Origin of the sequence: Thioalkalivibrio sp. ALE23 (assembly GCF_000378545.1) — a bacterium.
GTDB lineage: Bacteria > Pseudomonadota > Gammaproteobacteria > Ectothiorhodospirales > Ectothiorhodospiraceae > Thioalkalivibrio.
On sequence record NZ_KB900031.1, the window covers coordinates 138,568 to 163,458 of the forward strand.

20 protein-coding genes are annotated in these 24,891 nt (G+C 70.0%); 18 read left to right on the forward strand and 2 right to left on the reverse strand.

The window, feature by feature from the left end; all coding sequences use genetic code 11:
* Positions 1 to 13: 13 nt before the first annotated feature.
* The 6 genes from rsxA to F573_RS0100700 are packed head-to-tail and all read left to right on the forward strand — an operon-like array spanning position 14 to position 5,301.
* Complete coding sequence (rsxA, locus tag F573_RS0100675; protein WP_019021074.1) at positions 14 to 592, forward strand: electron transport complex subunit RsxA; 579 nt, start codon at positions 14 to 16, stop codon at positions 590 to 592.
* 1 nt (position 593) lies between these two features.
* Positions 594 to 1,166 carry an electron transport complex subunit RsxB gene (gene rsxB, locus F573_RS0100680; RefSeq protein WP_019021075.1) on the forward strand — a complete coding sequence of 191 codons (573 nt, stop codon included), beginning with the start codon at positions 594 to 596 and terminating at the stop codon, positions 1,164 to 1,166.
* A gap of 10 nt (positions 1,167 to 1,176) precedes the next feature.
* Entirely contained in the window at positions 1,177 to 2,871 is a 1,695-nt protein-coding gene (gene rsxC, locus F573_RS0100685; protein ID WP_019021076.1) for an electron transport complex subunit RsxC, read from the forward strand.
* The gene (gene rsxD / locus F573_RS0100690) at positions 2,871 to 3,932 is read left to right on the forward strand and encodes an electron transport complex subunit RsxD (RefSeq protein WP_019021077.1); all 1,062 of its coding nucleotides are present in this window, start codon (positions 2,871 to 2,873) and stop codon (positions 3,930 to 3,932) included. The genes rsxC and rsxD overlap by 1 nt, the downstream gene beginning before the upstream one ends.
* The gene (gene rsxG, locus F573_RS0100695) at positions 3,929 to 4,615 is read left to right on the forward strand and encodes an electron transport complex subunit RsxG (RefSeq protein ID WP_019021078.1); all 687 of its coding nucleotides are present in this window, start codon (positions 3,929 to 3,931) and stop codon (positions 4,613 to 4,615) included. The genes rsxD and rsxG overlap by 4 nt, the downstream gene beginning before the upstream one ends.
* Positions 4,612 to 5,301: an electron transport complex subunit E gene (locus tag F573_RS0100700; RefSeq protein WP_018871170.1), complete on the forward strand. Its 690-nt coding sequence runs from the start codon at positions 4,612 to 4,614 to the stop codon at positions 5,299 to 5,301. The genes rsxG and F573_RS0100700 overlap by 4 nt, the downstream gene beginning before the upstream one ends.
* Before the next feature lie 319 nt (positions 5,302 to 5,620).
* On the opposite strand, the gene F573_RS0100705 is transcribed toward F573_RS0100700, so the two are convergent.
* Positions 5,621 to 6,391 (reverse strand): HAD family hydrolase, encoded by a 771-nt coding sequence (locus F573_RS0100705; RefSeq protein ID WP_019021079.1) that lies wholly within the window; start codon positions 6,389 to 6,391, stop codon positions 5,621 to 5,623.
* Positions 6,392 to 6,516: 125 nt separating this feature from the next.
* Here F573_RS0100705 and dksA point away from each other — a divergent pair, with 125 nt between their 5' ends.
* Genes dksA through F573_RS0100745 form a run of 8 tightly spaced genes read left to right on the forward strand, consistent with a single transcriptional unit; the run spans position 6,517 to position 17,402 of the window.
* Positions 6,517 to 6,966, forward strand: a complete 450-nt coding sequence (dksA, locus tag F573_RS0100710; protein WP_018870927.1) for an RNA polymerase-binding protein DksA — start codon at positions 6,517 to 6,519, stop codon at positions 6,964 to 6,966.
* A gap of 55 nt (positions 6,967 to 7,021) precedes the next feature.
* On the forward strand, positions 7,022 to 7,954 hold the full coding sequence (gene gluQRS, locus F573_RS0100715; RefSeq protein ID WP_019021080.1) for a tRNA glutamyl-Q(34) synthetase GluQRS: 933 nt from the start codon (positions 7,022 to 7,024) through the stop codon (positions 7,952 to 7,954).
* Position 7,955: 1 nt separating this feature from the next.
* A complete protein-coding gene (locus tag F573_RS15195) occupies positions 7,956 to 8,126 on the forward strand; it encodes a hypothetical protein (protein ID WP_019021081.1) in 171 nt (56 codons plus the stop codon).
* Positions 8,116 to 11,055 (forward strand): sensor histidine kinase, encoded by a 2,940-nt coding sequence (locus F573_RS0100725; protein ID WP_019021082.1) that lies wholly within the window; start codon positions 8,116 to 8,118, stop codon positions 11,053 to 11,055. Before F573_RS15195 ends, F573_RS0100725 begins: the two co-directional genes overlap by 11 nt.
* Entirely contained in the window at positions 11,052 to 12,374 is a 1,323-nt protein-coding gene (locus tag F573_RS0100730; RefSeq protein ID WP_019021083.1) for a sigma-54 dependent transcriptional regulator, read from the forward strand. Before F573_RS0100725 ends, F573_RS0100730 begins: the two co-directional genes overlap by 4 nt.
* Positions 12,371 to 12,943, forward strand: coding sequence for an RNA 2',3'-cyclic phosphodiesterase (gene thpR, locus F573_RS0100735; protein WP_019021084.1), 573 nt, complete (start codon positions 12,371 to 12,373; stop codon positions 12,941 to 12,943). The genes F573_RS0100730 and thpR overlap by 4 nt, the downstream gene beginning before the upstream one ends.
* Positions 12,940 to 13,467, forward strand: a complete 528-nt coding sequence (locus F573_RS0100740) for a hypothetical protein (RefSeq protein WP_019021085.1) — start codon at positions 12,940 to 12,942, stop codon at positions 13,465 to 13,467. Before thpR ends, F573_RS0100740 begins: the two co-directional genes overlap by 4 nt.
* A 59-nt stretch (positions 13,468 to 13,526) precedes the next feature.
* A complete protein-coding gene (locus F573_RS0100745; protein ID WP_019021086.1) occupies positions 13,527 to 17,402 on the forward strand; it encodes an AAA family ATPase in 3,876 nt (1,291 codons plus the stop codon).
* A 10-nt stretch (positions 17,403 to 17,412) separates the two neighbouring features.
* Here the strand turns inward: F573_RS0100745 and F573_RS0100750 are convergent, their stop codons facing one another.
* Positions 17,413 to 17,910 carry an HPP family protein gene (locus tag F573_RS0100750; RefSeq protein WP_019021087.1) on the reverse strand — a complete coding sequence of 166 codons (498 nt, stop codon included), beginning with the start codon at positions 17,908 to 17,910 and terminating at the stop codon, positions 17,413 to 17,415.
* 187 nt (positions 17,911 to 18,097) lie between these two features.
* On the opposite strand from F573_RS0100750, the gene F573_RS0100755 reads away from it, so the two are divergent.
* From F573_RS0100755 to F573_RS0100770, 4 genes are read left to right on the forward strand one after another with little or no spacing between them, the layout of a single operon-like run.
* Positions 18,098 to 19,738, forward strand: a complete 1,641-nt coding sequence (locus F573_RS0100755; RefSeq protein ID WP_019021088.1) for an HD family phosphohydrolase — start codon at positions 18,098 to 18,100, stop codon at positions 19,736 to 19,738.
* A gap of 23 nt (positions 19,739 to 19,761) precedes the next feature.
* A complete protein-coding gene (locus tag F573_RS0100760; protein ID WP_019021089.1) occupies positions 19,762 to 21,126 on the forward strand; it encodes a tetratricopeptide repeat protein in 1,365 nt (454 codons plus the stop codon).
* 5 nt (positions 21,127 to 21,131) lie between these two features.
* A complete protein-coding gene (locus tag F573_RS0100765; RefSeq protein WP_196801789.1) occupies positions 21,132 to 22,673 on the forward strand; it encodes a FecR family protein in 1,542 nt (513 codons plus the stop codon).
* Complete coding sequence (locus F573_RS0100770; protein ID WP_019021090.1) at positions 22,673 to 24,889, forward strand: CHASE2 domain-containing protein; 2,217 nt, start codon at positions 22,673 to 22,675, stop codon at positions 24,887 to 24,889. The genes F573_RS0100765 and F573_RS0100770 overlap by 1 nt, the downstream gene beginning before the upstream one ends.
* The last annotated feature ends 2 nt before the right edge of the window (positions 24,890 to 24,891 follow it).

The following is a 24,891-nucleotide window of genomic DNA, read 5'->3' on the forward strand; positions in this document are numbered from 1 at the left end:
GGCAGGAGCCGACTTGGAATACGTCCTGATCCTCATCAGCACGATCCTGGTGAACAACTTTGTCCTGGTGAAATTCCTGGGGCTGTGTCCGTTCATGGGGGTCTCGCGCAAGGTCGAGACGGCCACCGGCATGGGCCTGGCCACGACCTTCGTGCTGACGCTGTCGGCGGTGGCCTCCTACGTCATCAACGAATTCGTCCTCGCCCCGCTGGACCTGGAATATCTGCGCACCATCGCGTTCATCCTGGTGATCGCGGCCGTGGTCCAGTTCACCGAGCTGGTGGTGCGCAAGACCTCGCCGCTGCTGTACAACGTGCTGGGGATCTTCCTGCCGCTGATCACCACCAACTGCGCGGTGCTGGGCGTGGCCCTGCTGAACGTGCAGGAGGCGCACAACTTCGTCGAGTCGGCGCTGTACGGCCTCGGCGCGGCGGTCGGCTTCTCGCTGGTGCTGATCCTGTTCTCGGCGATCCGCGAACGCATCGCGGTGGCCGATGTGCCGGTGGCGTTTCGCGGCAGTGCGATCGCGATGATCACCGCGGGCCTGATGTCGCTGGGCTTCATGGGCTTCTCCGGGCTGGTAACCACCTGACATGGACATCCTGATCGCCATACTCGCCATCACCGCGCTGGCCGCCCTGTTCGGCCTGGTGCTCGGCTATGCCGCGCAGCGCTTCCGCGTGGAGAGCAACCCGGTGGTGGACCAGATCGACGCGCTGCTGCCGCAGACCCAGTGCGGGCAGTGCTCCTACCCCGGCTGCCGCCCCTACGCCGAGGCCATCGCCGCCGGCGAGGCCGACATCAACCGCTGCCCGCCCGGGGGACAGGCCACGGTGGAGGCCCTGGCCGATCTGCTCGACCGCGACCCCAAGGCACTGGAAGAGGAAGAACAGGAAAAGAGCGTCGCGGTCATCGACGAGAACCTGTGCATCGGCTGCACCCTGTGCATCCAGGCCTGCCCGGTGGATGCGATCGTCGGCGCGGCCAAGCAGATGCACACCGTTATCGAGGAAGAATGCACCGGCTGCGAGCTGTGCATCGAACCCTGCCCCGTGGACTGCATCGACATGGTGCCGGTGGAGACCGACATCAGCGAATGGGGCTGGTCGGAACCCGAACCCTCGCCCATCGAACGGCCGCGTGACGAACCGCGGGCCTCCGCCTGATACCGCAACCATGCAGCTGCACCGTTTTCATGGCGGCCTGAAACTGGCCGACAACACGGAAGCGAGCACCGCCGAGCCGGTGCTGACCACGGGCGTACCCGAACGCCTCACGGTCCCGCTGTGCCAGCACATCGGCGATCCCACCGAGCCCTGCGTGCAGGTCGGCGACCGCGTGACCAAGGGCCAGCGCATCGGCCAGGCCGCCGGCTACATCGCCGCACACGTGCACGCCCCCACCTCGGGCGTGGTGGAAGACATCGGCGAGTACCCGGTCCCGCACCCCTCGGGCCTGTCCGCCCCCTGCGTGGTGATCCGCGCGGACGGCCGCGACGAATGGGGCGACACCCGCATGGAGCCATGGCTGGACTGGGACACCCGCGACAGCCGCCGGCTGCGCGAGCGCATCCGCGAGGCGGGCGTGGTGGGCCTGGGCGGGGCGGCGTTCCCCACCGCGGTCAAGCTCAACCCGCGTGCCGGCCAGAACATCCACACCCTGATCGTCAACGGCGCCGAGTGCGAACCCTGGATCAGCGCCGACGACATGCTGATGCGCACCGCGCCCGAGGCGGTCTTCGAGGGCATCCGCATCGTCGCCCACCTGCTGGGCGTGGAGCGCATCCTGTTCGCAGTGGAAGACAGCATGCCGGAGGCCATGCGCGCCCTCACCGAGAATGCGCCGGCGGAACTGGCCGACCGCCTCGAGCTGGTCTCCATTCCCGCCGTCTATCCCACCGGGGGGGAGCGCCAGCTGATCCAGGTCCTGACCGGCCGCGAAGTTCCCAGCGGCGGGCTGCCCGCCGACCTGGGCATGGTCTGTCACAACCCGGGGACCTTCCGCGCGATCTGCGACGCGGTGATCCAGGGCCGGCCGCTGGTCTCGCGCATGGTCACCGTCACCGGCCCCGGGGTGCACAGGCCGCGCAACGTCAACGCCCTGATCGGCACGCCGTTCGCCGACCTGGTCGCGGCCACCGGCGGCTACGACGCCGAGGTCGACCGCCTGGTGATGGGCGGGCCGATGATGGGTTTCGCGGTGCACGACGACGCGCTGCCGGTGATCAAGGGCACCAACTGCCTGCTGGCCACACGCCCGCAGGACACGCCCTCCCCGGGCCCGCGCATGCCCTGCATCCGCTGCGGCGAATGCGCGGCGGTGTGCCCCGCCCGGCTGCTGCCACAGCAGCTGTACTGGCAGGCGAAGGCCAAGGACTTCGACGCCATCCAGGACTACGGCCTGTTCGACTGCATCGAATGCGGCTGCTGCGCGCATGTCTGCCCCAGCAATATCCCGCTGGTGCAGTACTACCGCTACGCCAAGCACGAGATCTGGACCCGCGAGAAGGAGCGCCAGAAGTCGGACGTGGCGCGCGAGCGTTACGAGTTCCGTCAGGCCCGGCTGGAACGCGAGGAACGCGAAAAGGCCGAGAAACTGGCGAAGAAAAAGGCCGCGGTGAAGAACAAGGAAGGCCAGGACGACGACAAGCAGGCGGCCATCCAGGCCGCGCTGGAACGCTCGCGCGCACGCAAGGCGGCGCGCAAGGGCCAGGCGGACGCCAACGATTCTTCCGACGGTTCCACCGGGGATGCTCCCGAGGGCCACTCCGGGAACCACTCCGACACCCCCGGCGAGCCCGGCCGCTCCGAAGACACGGGTCCGGCGGACACCACGAACGCCACGGATGACAGTCAGGAGCACGGACGCTGATGCGCTTTCGCACCGAATCCTCACCGCACATCATCCCGCGCCACTCGGTCGGCGGGGTGATGCAGCAGGTCCTGCTGGCCCTGATCCCCGGCACCCTCGCCATGACCTGGTTCTTCGGCTGGGGCGTGCTGATCAACGTCGCCCTGGCGGTGGGCTTCGCGGTGGCGCTGGAGGCGGCCATGGTCGCGCTGCGCCGGCGCCCGGTGGGGCCCACCCTGGCCGACAACTCGGCGATCGTGACCGGCTGGCTGTTCGCCCTGGCCATCCCGCCGCTGGCGCCGTTCTGGGTCACCCTGATCGGCATCGCCTTCGCCATCGTGGTCGCCAAGCACCTGTACGGCGGACTGGGCTACAACCCGTTCAACCCGGCGATGGTCGGCTATGTGGTGGTGCTGGTCTCGTTCCCGCGCGAGATGGCGCTGTGGCCGGCCCCGGACACCCTGCCGCAGATGCCGCTGGGGCTCTGGCAGAGCGTGCAGACGGTACTCACCGGCAGCCTGCCGGCCGGCATGGACTGGGATACGGTCTCCCGCGCCACGCCGCTGGACGCCCTGCGCGAGGGACTGGTGTCCGGGCGCACGGTCTCCGAGGTGACCGCCAGCCCGGTGTTCGGCAGCTTCACCGAGACCGGCTGGGAATGGATCGGCAATTTCTTCCTGCTGGGCGGGCTGTACCTGCTGTTCCGCCGCGTGATCCGCTGGGAGATCCCGCTGGCGGTGATCCTCGGCGTGGCCATCCCCGCCGGGTTCTTCTGGATCCTGGATCCCGATGCCCATGCCTCGCCGGCGTTCCACGTGTTCAGTGGCGCGGTGATCCTGGGGGCGTTCTTCATCGCCACCGATCCGGTCTCGGCGGCCACCACCAAGCTGGGGCGCATCCTCTACGGCGCCGGCATCGGCCTGCTGATCTACGTGATCCGCACCTGGGGCGGCTACCCCGACGCGGTGGCCTTCGCGGTGCTGCTGATGAACATGGTCGCACCCACCCTGGACCACTTCACCCGGCCGCGCATCTACGGCCATTCGCGCGGTAACGGGCCACCCCCGGGGGCCGGGCCGTGACCGGGCTCAAGCCGCGCGACATCGCGATCACCACCGCGCTGCTGGCCGCCTTCGCCGGGGCCGGTACCGGTCTGGTCGCGCTGGTGCAGAGCGGGACCGAGGCGCGCATCGAGGCCAACCGGATGGAGGTCAATCGCCAGCGCATCGCCGACCTGCTGGGCGAGCTGGACTACGTGAACGAGCCGGTGACCGACACCACGCCCCTGAGTCACGAAGACCTCGGGGGCGCAAACCTGCCGGCCTGGTTCGCGCGCGACGCCGACGATAACGTGATCGGCGTGGTGGTCTCGGCGATTGCGCCGGATGGCTACAGCGGCGATATCCACCTGCTGGTGGGCATCGACCGCGAGGGCGAACTGCTGGGCGTGCGGGTCTCGGAACACCGCGAGACGCCGGGCCTGGGCGATGCCATCGAGGCCGGGCGCTCGGACTGGATCCACGACTTCGAGGGCCGCCGCCTGGGGGATCCGCCGGCCGACGAATGGACGGTGCGCCGCGACGGCGGCGCCTTCGACCAGTTCACCGGCGCCACCATCACCCCGCGCGCGGTGGTGCATGCGGTGCGCCGGTCCCTGGAGTACTTTGAAGCCCATCGCGAGGAACTGCTGGCGACCGAACCCGGCGAGGGAGCGGCCGTGACCGAACCGCTCACGCCCGACGATGATCAGGAGACAACGCCATGAGCACGCCCGCCGACATCATCCGTGACGGTCTGTGGCACAACAATCCGGGCCTGGTGCAGCTGCTGGGGCTGTGCCCGCTGCTGGCGATCTCCGGCACGGTGGTCAACGCCGTGGGGCTGGGCATCGCCACCACCCTGACCCTGCTGCTCTCCAACGTGATCGTGTCGCTGATCCGCGAACACGTGCGCTCGGAGATCCGCATCCCGGTCTACGTGCTGATCATCGCCTCCATCGTGACCGCGATCGAACTGGCCATGAACGCCTGGTTCCACGGCCTGTTCCTGATCCTCGGGATCTTCATCCCGCTGATCGTGACCAACTGCGCGATCATCGGCCGCGCCGAGGCCTTCGCCTCGCGCAACTCGGTCCCGCGCGCCGCGCTGGACGGGCTGATGATGGGGCTGGGCTTCACCGGCGTGCTGATCGCGCTGGGCGCGCTGCGCGAGCTGCTGGGTCAGGGCACGCTGTTCGCCGATTTTCACCTGCTGCTGGGCGAATGGGGGCATGCCCTGCGGATCGAGTTCTTCCCCGAGGAACACGGCTTCCTGCTGGCGCTGCTGCCACCTGGGGCCTTCCTCGCCATGGGCCTGCTGATCGCGGTCAAGAACTGGATCGATGCGGCCATGGAGAGCGGCCCCGAACCCGCCGAAGACGCCGCGGCGGAACCCGGTCCTTCCGCCGGCTAGGGCCGGGTCGGCTCCTGCGCCGGATCGGCCAGAGGCTGGCCTCCTACGGGCCGCACCCTGCCCCCCGGTGGGAGGCCGGCCCTCCGGCCGATTGTGCGTCCGGGCAATCCCCTGCGCCGGGTCGGCTCCTGCGCCGGATCGGCCAGAGGCTGGCCTCCTACGGGCCGCACCCTGCCACCGGCAGGACACCGGCCCTCCGGCCGATGGTGCGTCCGGACAATCCCCCGCGCCGGATCGGCTCCTGCGCCGGATCGGCCAGAGGCTGGCCTCCTACGGGCCGCACCCAGCCCCCGGTAGGAGGCCGGCCCTCCGGCCGATTTCACGGCCGGGCGTGGTCGAACCAGCGGCACAGGGTGGCGACGTCCACCACGTCGCCGGGCAGCTCGGCCCCGGCCAGTGACCGCGCCGGGGCGCCCGGTTCGCCAAAGCCGTCCAGTACCGCCAGCGCTCCGCTGAAATACTGATCACGGGTGTAATCGTTGGTGGTGACCACCACCTCCAGCCCGGCATCACGGGCCGAGCGCACGCCGTTGTCCGAATCCTCCAGCGCCAGCGCCTCCGCGGCCGTCAGGCCCATCTCCGCCAGCGCATGAGTGTAGATGTCCGGGGCCGGCTTCTTCGCCGGCACGATGTCGCCGGCGGCGATCACCTCGAAGCGCCCCGGCCCCTCCTCGCCCAGGGTCGCGCGCAGCAGCGCGGTCACGTTCGCCGGCGTGGTGGTGGTCGCGATCGCCAGGCGCAGACCGGCCGCGGCGGCCTCGTCCAGCAGGCGCTCCACCCCCGGGCGCAGCGGGATCGCGCCGCCCTCCAGCAGCGCCACGTAGTGGCGGGTCTTGGCCTCGTGCAGGGTCCGGATGCGGTCATCGATGCCCGATTCCTCCAGCACTCGGGGGTGGTCTTCCGTCAGGTACTGGCGGATGCGTTCCTTGCCGCCGGTCACCCGCAGCAGCTCGCCATAGCGCTCCACGCTCCATTCCCAGTCCAGTCCGGCCTCGGCAAAGGCCCGGTTGAAGGCCACCCGGTGGCCGTCGCGCTCGGTGTCGGCCAGGGTGCCGTCGACATCGAAGATCAAAGCCTGCAGGGATGCCATGAAATAACCGCCTCCGCACGTGAATCAGAACATGTTAATGGGATGAAACGATGGCACATCACTTGCTCGTGCCCCCCTTCTCTGGTACTAAGTGCGCCTTCATTTCGAGCCGGAGAACACCCAGCATGGCTGAAGACGCCAACGCCAAGCCGTCCACGAAACACATGGTCGCCGGAGGCATCGCGCCCTACGAGCCGAAGCCGGACGAAGAGTACATGAATCCGGACCAGCTCGAGCATTTCCGCCAGCTTCTGGAGGCCTGGCGCGAAGAGCTCGCGCAGGAAGTAGATCGCACGGTGGGCCACATGCGCCAGGACGCGGCCAACTTCGCCGATCCGGCGGACCGCGCCACCCAGGAAGAAGAGTTCGGCCTCGAACTGCGCGAACGCGATCGCGAACGCAAGCTGAGCAAGAAGATCGACGAGGCCCTGCGCTCGATCGAGAGCGGCGATTACGGCTACTGCGAGGCCTGCGGCGTGGAGATCGGCATCCGTCGGCTGGAGGCCCGCCCCACGGCTACGCTGTGCATCGACTGCAAGCAGCTGGCCGAGATCAAGGAAAAGCAGATGGCGTGACGGGTCCCGGTGCGACCCGCACCGGGTCGCACCCCCGTCCCCCTGCCCGCCCGGCATGTCATCCGCGCCCGACCGCCCGTACGTCGGCCGCTTCGCGCCCACGCCCTCGGGCCCCCTGCATGCCGGTTCCGTACTCGCCGCCGTGATCTCCTGGCTGGACGCCCGCGCGGTCGGCGGGCGCTGGCACCTGCGCATCGATGACATCGACCTCCCGCGCGTCCGGGCCGGTGCCGAGGATGCGATCCTCGCCACCCTCGATGTCCTCGGCCTGGGCTGGGACGGCCCGCTCACCCGCCAGTCGAACCGGGACGAGGCCTACGCCGCGGCCGTCGACCGGCTGCTGCAATCCGGTCACGCCTTTGCCTGCGCCTGCACCCGGCGCGAGATCCGGGCCGCCGGGATCTGCGGCTGGGAAGGCCCGGTCTATCCGGGCACCTGCCGCCCGGGACTGCCCCCGGGACGCGAGGGGCGCTCGGTGCGTGCCCGCGCCGTAACCCGTCGCTGGACCGTGGAGGACCGCTTCCAGGGCACCCTGTGCCTGGATCTGGAGGCCCTGGGCGGCGATTTCGTGATCCGCCGTGCCGGCGGGCTGCATGCCTATCAGCTGGCGACCGTGATCGACGATCACGAACTGGGCGTGACCGACGTGGTGCGCGGCATCGACCTTCTCGGGTCCACCGCACGCCAGCTGCAGCTGTATGCGGCGCTGGGGCTGGCCCCGCCGGAGCATGCCCACCACCCGGTGCTGGTGGGCGGCGACGGCGACAAGCTCTCCAAGCATACCGGCGCCGCCGGGGTGCATGGCGATGCGGCCCGCCGGGTGCTGGCGCGGACCCTGGAGGTCATCGAGCTGACGCCCTCGGATCCGCTGTGTCCCGATGCCCCGGAGGTCCAGCTGCAGGAGGCCCTGAACCACCTCGCACGGCGCCCGCTGGCCCGGCGGCTGCCGCCCGCCAGCCACCTGCCCTGGCCCGACGGAGAAGCCTGACATGGACACCTCGCACGGCGTCCTGGTCACGTTGCTGGGCGTGCTGCTGTTCCTCGGCCCGCCGGTGCTGTGGCTGGCCGGAGCCGCGCCGGCCTGGTGGTGGCCGTTCGCGATCTGGGCCGGATTCATCGCGGTAGTGGCACTGGCCACCGGGCGGCGGCGTGACCCTTAGCCTGGGCCTGATCTATGCGGTGGGCGTGGCCTACCTGGCGATCCTGTTCGGGATCGCCTTTGTCGCCGACCGCAGCACCCGGGTCGGCCGGCTGGCCGCCAGTCCGTGGGTGTTCAGCCTGTCGCTGGGGGTGTACGCGACCTCCTGGACGTTCTACGGCAACATCGGCTTTCTCGCCGAGCAAGGCTATCTTTACCTGACCATCTATCTCGGTGTGACCCTGGCCTTTGCCGCTACCCCGTGGCTTTTGCGGCCGCTGCTGCGCCTGACCCGCGAGCAGCAGCTCACCTCGCTGGCAGACCTGTTCGCCTTCCGCTACCGCAGCCGCCTGACCGGGCCGACGGTCGCGCTGTTCATGCTTGCGGGGGTGCTCCCCTACATCGCGCTGCAGATCAAGGCCGTGACCGAGTCGGCGGCGGTGCTGACCGCCGAGACCCCGCCGCATCTGCTGGCGCTGGCGTTCTCGCTCACCATCGCCGCGTTCGCGATCCTGTTCGGAGCCCGCCACATCGCCCCGCGCGAGAAGCACGCCGGGCTGGTGCTGGCGATCGCCTTCGAGTCGGTGATCAAACTGATCGCGATCCTGGTCATCGCCGCGGTCGCGCTGTTCGCGGTGTTCGGCGGGCCGGCCGGTCTGAACGCATGGCTGGACGCCAACCCCGGGGCCACCGAGGCACTCTACGCCCCGGTGCGCGAAGGCGGCTGGTTCGCGATGATGGTGCTGGCCTTCGCCGCCGCGTTCCTGCTGCCGCGCCAGTTCCACATGCTGTTCACCGAAAACATCGATCCGCGCGCCCTGAACCGTGCGGCGTGGGCGTTCCCGGCCTTCCTGCTGCTGCTGAACCTGCCGATGCCGGTGCTCTACTGGGCCGGGGAGGCGGCCGGGCTCGCGATCGACCCCAACTACTACGCCATCGGCATCGCGGGGTGGCTGGACTCGGCCACGCTGGCGCTGCTGGTGTTCATCGGCGGGGTCTCGGCGGCCAGCGCGATGATGATCGTGACCACCCTGGCCCTGGCGCACATGGGCACCAATTACCTCACCCCCGTCGGTCGGCTGCAGGAAGACGACGCGCCCGGCAGCAACCTGTACCGCCGCCTGCTGTGGGCCCGCCGCACCTGGGTGGTACTGATCATCGGTCTGGGTTACGCCTTCTACGGCGTGCTGCAGGTGGTCGAGGGGCTGGCCGAACTGGGCCTGATCTCGTTCGCGGCCGTGGCCCAGCTGCTGCCGGGGCTGGCCGGGCTGCTGTTCTGGAACCGCGCCACCCGCTTCGGCTTCCTCGCCGGCCTCGGTGCCGGCATCCTCGCCTGGCTGTTCACCCTGGTCCTGCCACTGCTGGACACCGCCGGCATCCTGCCCGGGCTGCCGGACCCGCGGGACTGGCTGCAGGCCGGCCATCTCGATCCCTGGACGTTCGCCCTGACCCTCAGCCTGGGGCTCAACGCGCTGCTGTTCGTGGCGGTATCCCTGCTGACCCGGCCCAATGCGGAGGAGCGCGAGGCCGGCCGTGCCTGTTGCCCGGGCGACGCCGCCGCCGGCACCGCCGGCGGGCTGCCGCTGGCCGGTGACGTGGGCGAGATGGAGTCCGCGCTGGGGGCGACCCTGGGTCCGGGACCGGCGCGCCACGAGGTTCAGCGGGCGCTGGACGAACTGGGCCTGCCGCGCCACACCCGTTCGCGCAGTGACCTGCGGCGCCTGCGCGAACGCATCGAGCGCAACCTTTCCGGGCTGCTGGGCCCGGTGCTGGCACGCATGATCGTCGACCAGCACCTGCGCCTGGACGCCGCCGGTCGCCACACCCTGGGCGAGAGCCTGCGGCGGGTGGAGGAACAACTGGAGACGCGCGCCCTGCCGCTGTCCGGGCTGGCCGCCGAACTGGATGCCCTGCGCCGTTTTCACCGCCAGATCCTGCACGAACTGCCGCTGGGCGTGGCCAGCCTGACCGCCAGCGGCGAGATCACCGGCTGGAACCAGGCCCTCGGTCAGCTCACCGGCATCCCGCCGGACACCGCCACCGGGCAGCCGCTGGACAGCCTGCCGCGGCCCTGGCGGGGGCTGCTGACGGCGTTCATCGAGAGTCCCGACCCGCAGTGGTACAAACTGCACCTGGAACTGGAGGACGGCGGGCGCCGCCTGAACCTGCACAAGTCCGACCTGCTGGATTCGGACGGGCGGCGCGAGGGCCGCATCATCCTGATCGAGGATGTCACCGACCGCGCCCAGCTGGAGGCGGAGATCGCCCACAGCGACCGCCTGGCCTCCATCGGCCGTTTCGCCGCCGGGGTCGCGCACGAGATCGGCAATCCGCTGACCGGCATCGCCTCGCTCGCGCAGACCCTGCCGCTGGAGGACGACCCCGACGAGATCCGTGCGATCGCCGACGACGTACTGGCGCAGACCCGACGCATCAACGACATCGTGCAGTCGCTGATCACCTTTGCCCATGCCGAGGAACCGGCCGGCAGCCGGTTCGAAGACCTCGACCCCGGGGAACTGATCCACGAGGCCATCCGCCTGACCCGGCTGGCCGGCCGCAAGGACCTGCACTTCGTCACCTTCGGGCTCGACACCCCCGGGCTGCAGGTCCGCGGGGCCCGCGGGCCTCTGCTGCAGGTCTTCATCAACCTGCTGACCAACGCCGAACAGGCCTCACCCGGGGGGGCCACGGTGCGCGTGGGCGCGGAACGCCGCGACGGCCGCATCCGGGTCGCGGTGGAGGACGAAGGCGCGGGCATCGAGCCCGACAGCCTCGACCGGCTGTTCGAGCCGTTCTTCACCACCAAGCCCACCGGCCAGGGCACCGGCCTGGGCCTGCCGGTGGCCTACTCCATCGTGCAGGATCACGGTGGTACCCTGACCGCGACCAACCGCCCCGAGGGCGGCGCCCGCTTTCTGCTCACGCTCCCCGGAGGAGATCCGTCATGACGCGCATCCTGCTGGTGGACGACGAGGCCCCGATCCGACGCGCGGTGAGCCGCTATCTGGTCCACCACGGCCTGACGGTGGACACCGCGGAGGATCTCGCCCGGGCGCGCGGGCAGCTGGCGCGCGGCGAGCCGGACCTGCTGCTGGCCGACCTGCGCCTGCCCGACGGCGAAGGCACGCAGCTGCTGGGCGAGACCCGCGCGCCGGTGGTGATCATGACCAGCTACGCCTCGGTGCCATCGGCGGTGGAGGCGATGAAAAACGGCGCCGCGGACTACATCGCCAAGCCGTTCGACCACGACGCCCTGCTACTGACGCTGCGGGCCACCCTGCGCCGACGCGCCGGCGCGCAGCCCGATGCGGACGCGGAGCGGGACACGAGCAGCGACGATCTGGGCCTCAAGGGCGACAGCCCCGGTATCCACCACTTGCGCGAACAGATCCGCCGCATCGGACAGACCGAATCCACCGTGCTGTTGCGCGGGGAATCCGGCACCGGCAAGGAACTGGCCGCGCGGGCACTGCACCGTCTGGGGCCGCGGGCCGACGGTCCCTTCGTCGCGGTCAACTGCGCCACCATCCCCGAGGGCCTGGTGGAGGCGGAGCTGTTCGGCCACGCCCGGGGGGCCTACACCGGGGCCGTACAGGCCCGCACCGGCCTGATCGCGAGTGCCCACGGCGGCACGCTGTTCCTCGACGAGATCGGCGAACTCGCCCCGGCCGCCCAGGCCCGCCTCCTGCGCTTTCTGCAGGATGGCGAGATTCGGCCGGTGGGATCCAGCGAGGCCCGGCAGGTGGATGTCCGGCTGCTGGCCGCTACCCATCGTGACCTCGAGCGCATGATCGCCGACGGCGGCTTCCGCGCCGATCTGTATTACCGCCTGCGGGTGCTGGAACTGGCGATCCCGCCCCTGCGCGAACGACCGGAGGACATCGAAGTCCTGGCCCGGCATTTCCTGGCCGAACGCAGTTCCGCCGGCGGCCCGGCGGAGCTGACACCGGCGGCCCTGGAACTCCTGCGCCGCCATGACTGGCCCGGCAACGTCCGTGAGCTGGCCAACGCGCTGGAGCGCGGCGCGGTGCTGGCCCCGGAAGCACGTATCGAGCCCGCGCACCTCGGCCTCGATGCCAGCGCGCCAGCCGCCAGCGGCCCCTCAGCCCCGGAGCCCCCGGCGAGCACCAGCCTCAACGACTACTTCCGCCAGTTCGTGCTGGAGAATCAGACCCGCATGAACGAGACCGAACTCGCCCGTGCCCTGGGCATCAGCCGCAAAACCCTGTGGGAACGCCGCCAGCGCGAAAACCTGCCGCGCCCGTGAACGCCGTGACTGCCACGCCCGCCGAACGCCGGGTCTTCTTCGCCCTGTGGCCGGACCCGGCCACCCGCGATGCCCTGCATGCGCTGGCCCGGGAACTGCCGGGACCGGGGCGTCCGGTACCGCACGCCCACCTGCATCTGACCCTGGCGTTTGCCGGCACCGTGGGTGCGCCGGTCGCCGAGGCCCTGGCACAGGCCCTGGCGGCGCTCCCGGAACATGCCGTGGACCTGCACCTGGACCGCTACGGGCATTTCCCCGGTCCCCGCGTCAGCTGGATCGGACCGTCATCCACCCCGCCGGGGCTGGAAGCCCTTGCCAGCGCCGCAACCCGGGCCTGCCGCGCCGCCGGGGTCCGGCTCGAAGAGCGCCCGTTCCGCCCGCACGTAACCCTGCGCCGCCACGCGCCGACGCCGCCCGAAGTCGAGGCACCGCCCGTCCCCGTGGTCTGGCATGCGAATCATCTGGTGCTGATCGAATCCGGTCGTGACGGCCACCCCGGCCCCTATCGCCTGCTGGCGGAGCGTCACCTGCTATCCTCAAGTAACCTATCTGACGGAGGCGACCGATGACACTCGACCATTCCCCGATCTCCGGCCCGATCTCCGGCCTGTCCCGCGGTCTGGCGCTCCTGCTCCTGCTGGCCCTGGCGCTGCCCGCACTGGCGGACAAGCCGGACGATGCTCGCGCCATCGACGGCCTCGAGGAAGGACACATCCTCTGGGACGTGACCCTGGGCGATCCCGAACGCCTGATCGCGCGGCTGGACGTGATTCTCGAGACCCGCGAGGACATGCAGCGACAGGGCCTGGAACCGCACATGATCTTCGCCTTCCGTGGCGGGGCTGCCGGTCTGGTCGCGGACTCCACCGATCATCTCGACCTCGCCGACGCTGACGCGGTCGAACGCCTGCACGACCGTCTGCGGGATCTGCAGGGTCTCGACAACGTGCACATGGAGGCCTGCAGCATCGCCACCCGGCGCTTCGATCTCGGGCAACAGGACCTGCTGCCCGGCATCGAGCTGGTCGGCAACACCTTCCTGTCCATCATGGGCTACGAGCGGCAGGGGTACAGCACCATCCGCATCGACTGACACCACCCCGCCCAACCCTGTCTTTTCAGGGGGCATTCAGCGCCCCGGCCAACACTGGTATGATCCGAGTGGCCGGTGATCGGCACGGGGGGAAGGCCTTGGCGCAACTGGAGATCACGACGCTCGGGACCGAGCGGGTCAGCGTGGACGACCGCGAGATTCCGGCCCTGTCCGGGACCAAGGCCGGACTGCTCCTGATCTATCTGGTCGCCGAGAGCCCCCGCCGTGTCCCGCGCCGCGAACTGGCCGAACTCTTCTGGCCCGAACTCGATTCCAACAACGCCCGCGTCAATCTGCGTCAGGGCCTGTTCCAGATCCGCCGCCACCTGGGCGACACCCTCGCCGAAAACCTGCAGGCGGCGACCCGCGACGTCGGATTCCGGGTCGACGATCGCTGCCATGCCGATTTCCTCCGGGTCGCTGCCGAAGACACCTCTTTCGGACCCGCGTTCGTCGCTCCTGCCGAAGCCAGCCCGGAGGATGCCCTGAACCTTGCCGACCGCGAGCTGGCGCGCCTGGAACTGTACCAGGGGCATTTCCTCGCCACCGACGCGGTGGCCGAAGGCCTGCCCCGCCTGGAGGCCTGGGTACGACAGCAGCGCGACGTCCTGTGGTCGCATGCGCGCGCCGCGGTCGAGCGCCTCCACGAATATCTGCGGCGGGCGGGCGAACCGGAACGCGGGATCCGCGAGATGCGGCGGCTGCTGGACCTCGCCCCGGCGGACGAGCCCCTGAATGCGGTGTTTCTGCGGACCCTGCTGCTGGCCGGCCAGCCGGCACGTGCCGAAGAACACTATCGCCGCGTGGAACAGCTCCTGGAAGAAACCGACGGCCACGCCCCCGGGCCGGCGCTGGCCGAAATCCGCGAACAGCTCGAACGCGCGCGCGATGACGGCGTGCAGCGGACCGACCGCGCGCCGGCCCCCGCCACCGCCCTGCGCCAGGAGCGTCGCCGGCTGGTGCTCGTGGTCTGCGATCTGCGGGCACCCGAACACCTGGACATCGAAGAACAGTGGGAGCGGATTCGTACGGCGCTGGAAACGCTCGACGCCCTGTTGCTGGCGCATCACGGCCACGTGGTACGCGCCCCGGGCCAGGGCCTGCTGGCATATTTCGGCTATCCGGCCGGGCGCGAGGAGGCCATGATGGACGCGGTCAGGGCGGCCTGGCAGGCCCTGGGCACCGCGCCGTCCGGGGTCGAACTGCGTGCGGCGGTGGACATCGACACCGTGGTCACCGGCGACGACCCCGACATCCCCGACCCTGCCGGCCGTTTCACCGCGCGCGTCCAGGCCGTCGCCCGTTCCCTGCGCCCCGGCATCCTGTGGGTGTCGGCCGCGGTGCGGGAGAACCTCGAGGGTTTCTTCGAATTCCAGCCCTGGCGCGGACGCCCGGGCGGTTTCCGGGTCATCGAAGACCCGGGTCCGCGCGACCGCGTGGATGCACGCCCGGCGACCCGTCAGGCGCCGCTGGCCGGACGCGATGCGGAATTGCGCCGCCTGCGGGGCGAATGGGACCGGGCCCGTCGTGGCGGTTCCCGCTGGGTCCTGATCCAGGGCGAGGCGGGCATGGGCAAGAGCCGTCTGGCCCGCGGCCTGGCCGAACAGGTGGATGGTCACGGCGTGGTCCGGGCCCTCAAATGCCGCGAGGACACGGCCCGGCAGCTGCTGGCCCCGGTACGCCAGACGCTGGGACGATGGGCGGCCACACGCAACCGCCGGGCGGCGGCCGAACGCCTGCTCCGCAGGCTTCTGCAACGCCACGGCGAAGCCGCGGAAAAGGCCGCCACCATTGCCGGCTGGCTGACCTGTCCCACGACCCCGGACCATGAGCTGTTCCGCTCCGGGAACGTCGACCGCGACCACCTGCTCGACGCCCTCGTGGATCTGACCCTGACCGGCGTGCGCGGCCGGGCCCTGCTGCTGATCGTGGATGACCTGCACTGGATGGACTCTGCGACGTCGGAATTCCTGCGGCGACTGCACCACCGTGGCCGCGATGCCGCCCTGATGGTGGTCCTCACCACGCGCATGAGCTATCGCAGCGAATGGCGCGACGTGGAGATGGAATCCATCGTTCTGCAGGGGCTGGACAATGCGGCGGCCGGGCATCTGGTGGCCGCGCTGGACCCCGGCCAGGCTCTGCCACGCACGGTACGCGACGAACTGGTCGCGCGGGGCGAAGGCGTACCGCTGTTCCTCGAAGAGCTGACCCGCTTCGCGCTCGAACACGGGCACCCGGGCACTCCCGGCGATGAACTGCCCCCCGGCCTGAACAACCTCCTGATCGCGCGCATGGAGCAGCTAGGGCCGGCGCGCGAACTGGCACGTGCGGCGGCGGTCATCGGGCGCGATTTCAGCGTCAACATCCTGGCCCGGCTGCTCGAACGCTCCACCGAGCACGTCCGCCAGCAACTGGGACTGCTGATGCGCAAGGGGTTCGTCGAACCGGCCGGTGTCTCCGAGGGGAACCTGTTCCGCTTCCGTCATGCGCTGTACCGGGAAAGCGCGCTGGAGGCCATGCTGCGTTCCGAGCGCTCGCGGCTGCACGACCGACTCGCGGATCTGCTGCAGGAAGAGGCGGAACGTCCGTACGGGGCCCCGGCGGGTGGCCGGGTCGCAGTGCACCTGCACCAGGCCGGTCGTTACCGCGAAGCGGTGACCCACTGGCTGCAGGCCGGCGAGCAGGCCTTTGCCCGCGGCATGCTGCCGGAAGCGGCGCAGCACTTTCAGGATGCCCTCGACTGCCTCCAGAACGACCTCGCCGACAGCGCCTCTCTCAACGAGGCCGACACCCTGCGGGCCCTCAGCGGGCTGGGGTCGGCCAGTCTGGCGCTGATGGGATACGGCTCGCGCACGGTCCACGGCCTGTTCGAACGCGCGGCGGAGCTGTCGCGGCCCGAGCGCGACCCGGTGGAGCATTTCCGCGTACTGTGGGGACTGTGGCACGGAGCCGGATCCTGTCAGGGCTTCGACGAAGCCGCCCGCCTGGCGCACGAGGCGGAGGTGGTGGCGGAGCGCTCGGGCGATCGCCTGCTGCGGATCGCCGCCGGTTACGTCCAGGGCAACACCTGCTTCTGGACCGGGCACTTCCGCCAGGCCATGGACCACCAGACAAGGACGCTGGAGCTCTACCAGCCGCGTGATCACCCGCGTCTGATCGCCCGCCACACCGAGAACCCCGCCATTCTGTCACGCGCCTTTTTCGCCTGGACGCTGCTCTTTTCCGGCAACCACGAACGTGCCTGGGTGGAGATGGACCGGGCCTGCCAGCACGCCGACCAGCTCGATCACCGGCCCACCCAGGCCTTCGTCTACAGTTTCCGCTCCGCCCTGGGCTTCTTCGCCGACCGCCCGCACGAAACACTGGCGGCCTCGCGCAAGGCCCACGACATCGCCGAGGCCTACGACTACCCGCTGTGGCGCACCGGGGCCGTCGCGGTATCCGCCTGGGCGCGCACCCGACTGGGCGATGACCAGGCCGTGGACATCATCCGCGAACAGGTGGAGATCATGCGCAGCGTGATGGACGGCGTCAGCACCCTGTTCCGGCTGTTCCTCCTGGACGCGATTCGGCGCGGGGCCCCCGATCCGCAGGAATGTCTGGCGATCGCCGACGCGGCCCTGGACAACTCGCTGCAGCGCGGCGACCGCTGTTTTCAGCCGACCATCCGGCTCCAGCGTGCCCGCAGCCTGCTGGAACTCGCGCACGGGGCAGATCCGGAGGGGTGGCAGGAACTGGAACGGGCACGCGCCGATGCGCGGGAACAGGGCAATCCCAACGTGGAGCGTCTGGTGCTGCTCGAGGTCGAACGGCATGCCCGCGACCCCGACTGGCGGCAATGGGTGGCCCGCAGCCTGCGCCAGGTCGACCAGTGCATCATCGGCAACCCGGGTGCCGAGGCCCTCAGCCACGACCTGCCGCGCGAGGCCTGATCCGCGCGGGTCACACCAGGTTGCGCAGCCAGCCGCGCAGCATGTAGCGGATCAGGGCCAGCAGCAGAACCGCCACCACCGAGAACAGCACATGCGGGAGCGACATCCCGAGGATGGCGAACGCGATCGCGTTGCCGGCCGCCGGCGGATGGGCGGTGTCGGTGATCAGCATCAGCAGGCTGGCGCTCGCCAGTGCGGCCCCGGCGGCCATCGCGAGGGCGGCATCACCGTTGCCGAAGACGCCCGCGGCGTACGGTACCGACCACAGCCACCCCACTGCGATGCAGAGGACGTGTCCGCCGATCAGCCGGCGGGCGGTGGCGGTCGGATAATGCGGCATCGCGAAGGTAATGAACGCGCTGGAACCAATGGCCGCCACCACGACCACCTCGGTGACCATACCCAGTCCCGCCACCAGCCCCGCGATCACCAGAAATGCCACACCCACCTGCTGCAGGTAATGCTGCGGATGCCGGAAAAACTGACGGTCTATGAAGTAGAATTTCACGCTGCGGTTTCCGGGGGAGTGGCGGAAGCCGAAGTTTAGGCAAACACCCAACGGGGGTACACCTCCGGATTTTCTGGACGGCCACGCCGGTCCGGTCCATTATTCTTCCAAAGGGGGAATGGCGGGAAGTCCTGCCGGGCACGCGGATCGCGCGCGTGGCCGGTGGTCACCCCGCGGGGAAGGCGCCATGACGCACAGCAACGAGCAAGCCCGGGACGACCTGCTGGAACGCGTGCGCCGGCTCAACGAGATCGGGATTGCACTGTCGGCCGAACGCGACAAGCCGCAGCTGCTGGAACAGATCCTGAATCACGCCCGGGCCCTGACCGGTGCCGACGCCGGCTCCGTTTATCTGCTGGATTCCGACCGCCAGGAGCTCGAATTCGCCCTGGTGCAGAACGACACCCTGGGCCTGCACCTTGGCGGCACCGGCGAGCCGGTCGACGGCCAGCTGCCGGCGGTACCGCTTTATCGCGAGGACGCCAGTCCCAATGACCAGGCGGTGGTCGTCTGGTCCGTGCTCAACGACCGCACGGCGAATATCGCCGATGCCTACCGCGAACAGGGCTTCGACTTCTCCGGCACCCGCGCCTTTGACCGGCGCACCGGCTACCACACCCGCTCGGTCCTGACCGTGCCCCTGCGCAACCACGAAGGCAACGTCATCGCGGCGCTGCAGCTGCTCAACAAGACCGTGGACGGCGAGATCCGGGCGTTCGACGAACAGGACCGGGACCTTGCCCGGTCACTCGCCTCGCAGGCCGCGGTGGCGCTCACCAACCAGCGCCTGATCGACGAGCTGCGCGAACTGTTCGACCACTTCGTCCAGGTCATTGCCACCGCCATCGACGCCAAATCGCCCTCCACCGGCGCCCACTGCCGCCGGGTCCCCGAGGCCACCCTGCTGCTGGCCGAGGCCGCCAGCGAATCCGGCGACCCCGCGGTCCGCGATTTCCGGTTCGGGCCCGACGACTACTACGAACTGCGCACCGCCGCCTGGCTGCACGACTGCGGCAAGGTCGTCACGCCGCATCACGTGATGGAAAAGTCGACCAAGCTGGAAGGTATCTTCGACCGCATCGACGGAATCGGCGACCGGGTCGAAATCCTCGCACGCGACCACGAGATCCGGCAGTTGCGCGAGGCCCTGGCCCGCCAGCCCGGCGGCAGCGAAGCCCTGCAGGAGGTGGATCGCGCCAGCGCCGAACGCCGCGAGGGCCTGAACCAGGACCTCGAATTCCTGCGCCGCTCCAACACCGGTGGCGAATTCATGACCGACGAGGACATCGCCCGTATCGAGGCCCTCGCCCATCGCCGCTGGACCGCGCTGGACGGCACGCAACGTCCATTGCTGGACACAAACGAGGTCCGCAATCTGTGCGTCCGGCGCGGCACGCTCAACGACGAGGAACGCGGCATCATGGAGGGCCACATGACCGTAGGCATGCAGATGCTAGAACAGCTCCCCTTCCCGCGTCACCTCCGGCGGGTCCCGGAGTACGCCCTGGGCCACCACGAACGCATGGACGGGCGAGGCTATCCGCGCGGACTCACGCGCGACCAGCTGTCGATCCCGGCACGCATAATGGGCATCGCCGATGTGTTCGAGGCGCTGACCGCCCCCGACCGGCCGTACAAGAAACCCATGCCCCTGTCCCAGGCACTGACCATCATGGGACGCATGGTCGAGGACGGCCATCTCGACCCCGACCTGTTCCGGGTGTTCGTCGACGAGGGCGTGTATCGGCGCTACGCCGAACAGCAGCTCGACCCGCGCCAGATTGACGAGATCGACACCGACCGCCTCCCCGGGATCCGGCGTCCCTGAACCCCGCGCACGGAGATCGCGCCATGTCCGTCCCGACTACCCGTCCCCCTCGAATCCGTCGGCACTGGAGGCATCTGCCGGTCCTCGTCCTGATCGCCGCGTTCGGCCTGGCTGTCTCGTCTGCTTCGGCCCGGGAGGACAGCCCCGTTGAACGGCTGGAACAGCTGAACGAGGCCGGCAACCACGCCGACGCCTTCACCCTCGGCCAGGAGCAGTTCGAGGCCCATGCCGGCGATCCGGACTTCGACCTGGCGTTCGGCATCGCCGCACTGGAAAGCGGCGAACCCGACCATGCCCTGCTGGCCTTCGAGCGTGTGCTGATGCACGACCCCGGGGCCCCGCTGCCACGCCTGGAGCTGGCCCGGGCGCATTTCGCCATGGGCAGCACGATCGCCGCCCGCCGCCATTTCAGCCGCGTCCTGGAACGCGACCCGCCACCGCCCTCGACGGTGATCCGTCGCATCGAATGGTTCCTGACGGCGATCGAGGAGCGCGAGGCCGGGCGTCCCGCGCCGGTCCGCGATGCCGTCACCCGCTGGCACCTGGGCGCGCGCCTGGGACACGACAGCAACGTGGGCGCCCACACCGATGACGACGTGGCCCTGTTCGGCGTGCTGCCCCTGCAGCTGCCCGACCCCGAAAGCGACCGTTTCTTCGAGCTGTACGGCGGCTTCGCCCACCAACGCCAGACGAGCGACCGCCGGGGCTGGTTCCTGCAGGGCGGCCTGGAAGGACGCGGGTATCATTCCGAACGCGACTTCGACCGCTACACCGCCCGGCTGCGCGGCGGGCCGGTACTGCTCGGAGACGGCTGGCGCCTGACCCTGCCCCTGGAACTGCGTCACACCCGCCGCGACGACGATGTCCGCAACACCCGGGCCACGGCCGGCGCCGAATGGACCCTGCGCCCGGGTCGGCCGCTGGAGTACACCCTGTTCGGGCAGGTCAGCCGGGTCCAGCACAAGCCCGGCAACGCCCGCGACGTGGACGGGGGCGCGGTCGGTGCCCGTGTCAGCTGGCGCCCGGACCCCCGGCTGCGCGTGTTCGGCGGGACGCTGGCGGGCGAAGAACGCCCTCGCCGCTCGCGCGGTGAGCACTTCGGACGCCGCTATGCGGGACTGCAGGCGGGGGCGGGCTGGGCCGTCGACGAACATCACCGGATCGACCTGCGTCTGGACCATCTCGTCAGCCGTCACCGCGAAGACGACCCCGCGTTCCTCGACCGGCGCCGCGATCGGCTGAACCGGGCCCGACTGGGCTGGGCCTGGGATCCCGCTCCTGACTGGCGGCTGGAACTGAGCGTGGAACACGCCGACAACGATTCCAGCCTCGATCTCTATTCTTACCGCCGCACGCAGGTCACCGCCGGCGTGCGCCGCGAATGGTGACCAGCATGAACCCGTCCCGATTCCGTATTCCGTTCGCGCAGGCCATCCCGGCCATGCTGGCCGCCATCCTCCTCCTGGCCGGCCCGCCGGTGGCCGGCGCAGCCGAACGCGAGGACGCCGGGCGCGTGCTGGTGGCCACCACCGGCGTGACCGCCGAGTACTGCGACCAGGACCCGCGCGACCTGGCGCGGCGGTCCGAAGTCTACGTGCACGACACCGTGCAGACACCGGAGGGCGGGCGTGCCCAGCTGCGCATGATCGACGGGGAGATCCTGTCCCTGAGCGAATCCAGCGAACTCTACATCGATACCCTGGAACACGCCCCCGAAGCCGGTCCCGACGCCGCTGACCGCAGCATCAAACGCCTGCTGCAGGGCGGCCTGCGCACCATCACCGGCGCGGTCGCCGGGGATGGCTACCGGGTCGAGACCCGCGCCGGCACCATCGGCATCCGCGGAACGTCCTTCGACGCCTTCACCCGCGGTGACGACCTGTACGTGCGTGTTCGCCGCGGGGCGCTGTACGTGGAGAACCCGCACGGGCGCGTCGAGATCACCGCGGGCACCGCGCGCGATGCCGCCTACATCCGCGACCCGGATTCGGCCCCGCAGGCCCTGCAAGGCGACGAACTCCCGGATTTCTTCTTCGATGCCTTCGAGGGCGACGTGGACCGGGCCATGGCCGACGACCCCGAACCGACCGCCACCACGGACCCGGGCGCGGCCCCGGGCCCGTCGGAAGACCGCTGGGGCGAAGCCGGCCGCCCGGTGGCGCGCACCGCGGACGACGGCTTCGGCGAGACCGCCCTGCTGGAACACGACCGCGACATCTTCACCGACGCGGGACTCTTCGCTGTCCCGGATGAAGACAGCGACGCTCAGGGTTTCCTGGTTGGCCAGATCGGCACTGATTTCTACGCCGGCAGTTTCCTGGATTCGCCGGTGACCCTGGGCGATGACCGGGAATGGCTGGAGTCCGATCAGGGCGAGGCATTCCTCGACCCGGATACGACCATCGAGAGCTTCGAGGTCGACAGTGGCGGCACCGGTACTACCGGGACCACGGAGATCGGCGATGCATCGATTTCCTGGGGCCGATGGTCGGATACCGACGTACAGCAACTCAACGATGCCCCCTACAATCTGGGTCCCGCCAGCTTCGCATGGATTACGGCCACCGAGATCATCCACGCACAATCCGACCTGCCCGGCACCGGCACCGCAACCTATTCGGATGTGGGCATCGAGCAGACCGGTCCCTCCTTCGTGATCGATGCGGGGTTCCTGGACGTGGATTTCGGCGCCGCGACGATTGACGCCACCCTGGAGTTCGGGGGTGGCGAACTGCTGCAAACGGTCGGGGGTCCGGTCGACATCGCGGAGTTCCACGGCGACGGGATTCCGCTCGAGTTTGGTACCAACGTCCAGGGCAGCCTGGGGGGCCGCTTCGTCGGCTCCGACGCGGAGGGCGCCATCGCCGGTTTCGAGCTCCGTCAGGACGGGACACTCTTTTTGAACACCGGCGTAATCGCCTTCGAACAGGACTAGTGAGCCCCGCCCGCTCCCGCCGGTTCGCGACGGCCCTCGGGGGCCTCCTGGTCGCGCTGCTGGCCCTGCCGCAGGTGACCGGGATCCCGGGGGTGACCCCGGCGCTGGACCGGGTCGAACGGCTGGTCTATGACCTGCGCATGCAGGCGCATCCGCCCGCCCGCGAGGCCACCGAGGCGGAGGTCCCGATCGTGATCGTCGACATCGACGAGGCCTCGCTGGAACGCGAGGGCCAGTGGCCCTGGCCGCGCCGGCGCATTGCCGAGCTGGTCGAACGCCTCGACGCGGCGGGGGCCGGGGTCATCGCACTCGATATCCTGTTCGCCGAGGCCGAGCGCAATCCGGTCGAGGCCGTCCGTGAACACCTGCCGGAGGACGCCGCGCTGCAGGCCCGGCTGGACCGGCTGGCGCCGGAACTCGATGGTGACCACCGGCTCGCGCGGGTCCTGGAGGACCGCGAGGTGGTCCTGGGCTATGTCTTCCACGCGCGGGAGCGCTCGCGTTCGGGTGCCCTCCCCGAGCCGTTGCCGCTGGCAGAACCACTTGCGGTGGAGACGCTGGCCCTGCCTCCGGCCAGTGGCTACAGCGCGCCGCTGCCGGTGCTGCGCGAAACGGCCGCGACGGCCGGGTTCTTCAGCCTGATCCCCGACGCCGACGGCACCCTGCGCCGCGCCCCGCTGCTGGCACGCATCGACGAAGAGCTGTACGGCTCGCTGGCCACGGAGACGGTGCGCCAGTTCCTGTTCCTGGAAGAGGCCCGCCTCACCACCGAGACCATCGACCGGCGCGAGCATCTGGAGGCGCTGCACCTCGACGACCATCTGACGGTACCGGTCGACGGCCGGGGCCGCATGCTGGTGCCGTATCGCGGCCCCGCCGGGAGCTTTCCGTATGTATCGGCCTGGCAGGTACTGGAAGACGATCCGGCAAAACACATCCCGCCCGGGGCGATCGTGCTGGTGGGGACCACGGCGCCGGGGCTGTTCGACCTGCGCGCGACCCCGATGGATGCGGTGTTCCCCGGAGTGGAGATCCACGCCAACCTGATCGCGGCGATGCTGGACGAGGCCTTCCTCACCGAACCGGCCTGGGCCCCGGGCGCCAACCTGACCATGCTGCTGGTGGCCGGCGGACTGCTGGCCCTGGTCCTGCCCCGTCTGGCGCCGCTGCGCCAGCTTGCGGCGTCCCTCGCCGCCGGCGGTGTGCTGCTCGCGTTCACCGCGTGGCTGTGGTCGGCGCATGGCCTGGTGCTGGACCTGGCGTCCCCGTTGCTGGCGGTGGTACTGATCGCGGTGTTCAATCTCGGCTGGGGCTTTCTGTTCGAGGCGCGCACCCGGCACCGGCTGAAGGCGATGTTCGGGCAGTACGTGCCGCCCGCGCTGGTGGAGCAGATGAGCGAGCATCCCGAGGCCTTCGATTTCGAGGGCCGCTCGCGCGAGCTGAGTATCCTGTTTTCCGACATCCGCGGCTTCACCGGTCTGTCGGAATCGCTGGAAGCCGACCAGCTCAAGCGGCTGCTGAACCGTTATTTCACCCCCATGACCCGGGTGATCTCCGAACACCGGGGTACCATCGACAAGTACGTGGGCGACATGGTGATGGCGTTCTGGGGCGCACCCGTGGACGATCGCGAGCACGCCACCCACGCGGTGGAGGCGGCCCTGGCAATGCAGGCGGAGACCGCGCGCCTGCGCGAGGCCTTCGTCGCGCAGGGACTTCCGGCCATCCATGTCGGAGTCGGCATCAACAGCGGCGTAGTCAACGTGGGTGACATGGGTTCGGAGTACCGCCGCGCCTACACCGTCCTGGGCGATGCCGTGAACCTCGCCTCACGCCTGGAGGGCAGCAGCAAGTATTATGGAGTCGGGATCGTGGTCGGCGAGCGCACCCGGGAACTGACCGGCGAACGCTTCGTCTGGCGCGAGCTGGACCTTGTGCGGGTCAAGGGACGCGACCGGCCGGTACGGGTGTTCGAGCCGATCTGCCGGTCCTCGGAGCACACGCCCGAGCTGCAGGCCGAACTGGATTCGCTGGCGCAGGCCCTGGACGCATTCCGGTCAGCGGATCTGGATGCGGCGGAGACAGCCTTCCGGCGGCTGGCCGGGGCGTACCCCGGGGTCGGACTCTACCGGCTGTACCTCGACCGCATCGAGCACCTGCGGCGCGAGCCACCGGCCCCCGACTGGGATGGCAGCTGGAGCCGCGACAGCAAGTGACC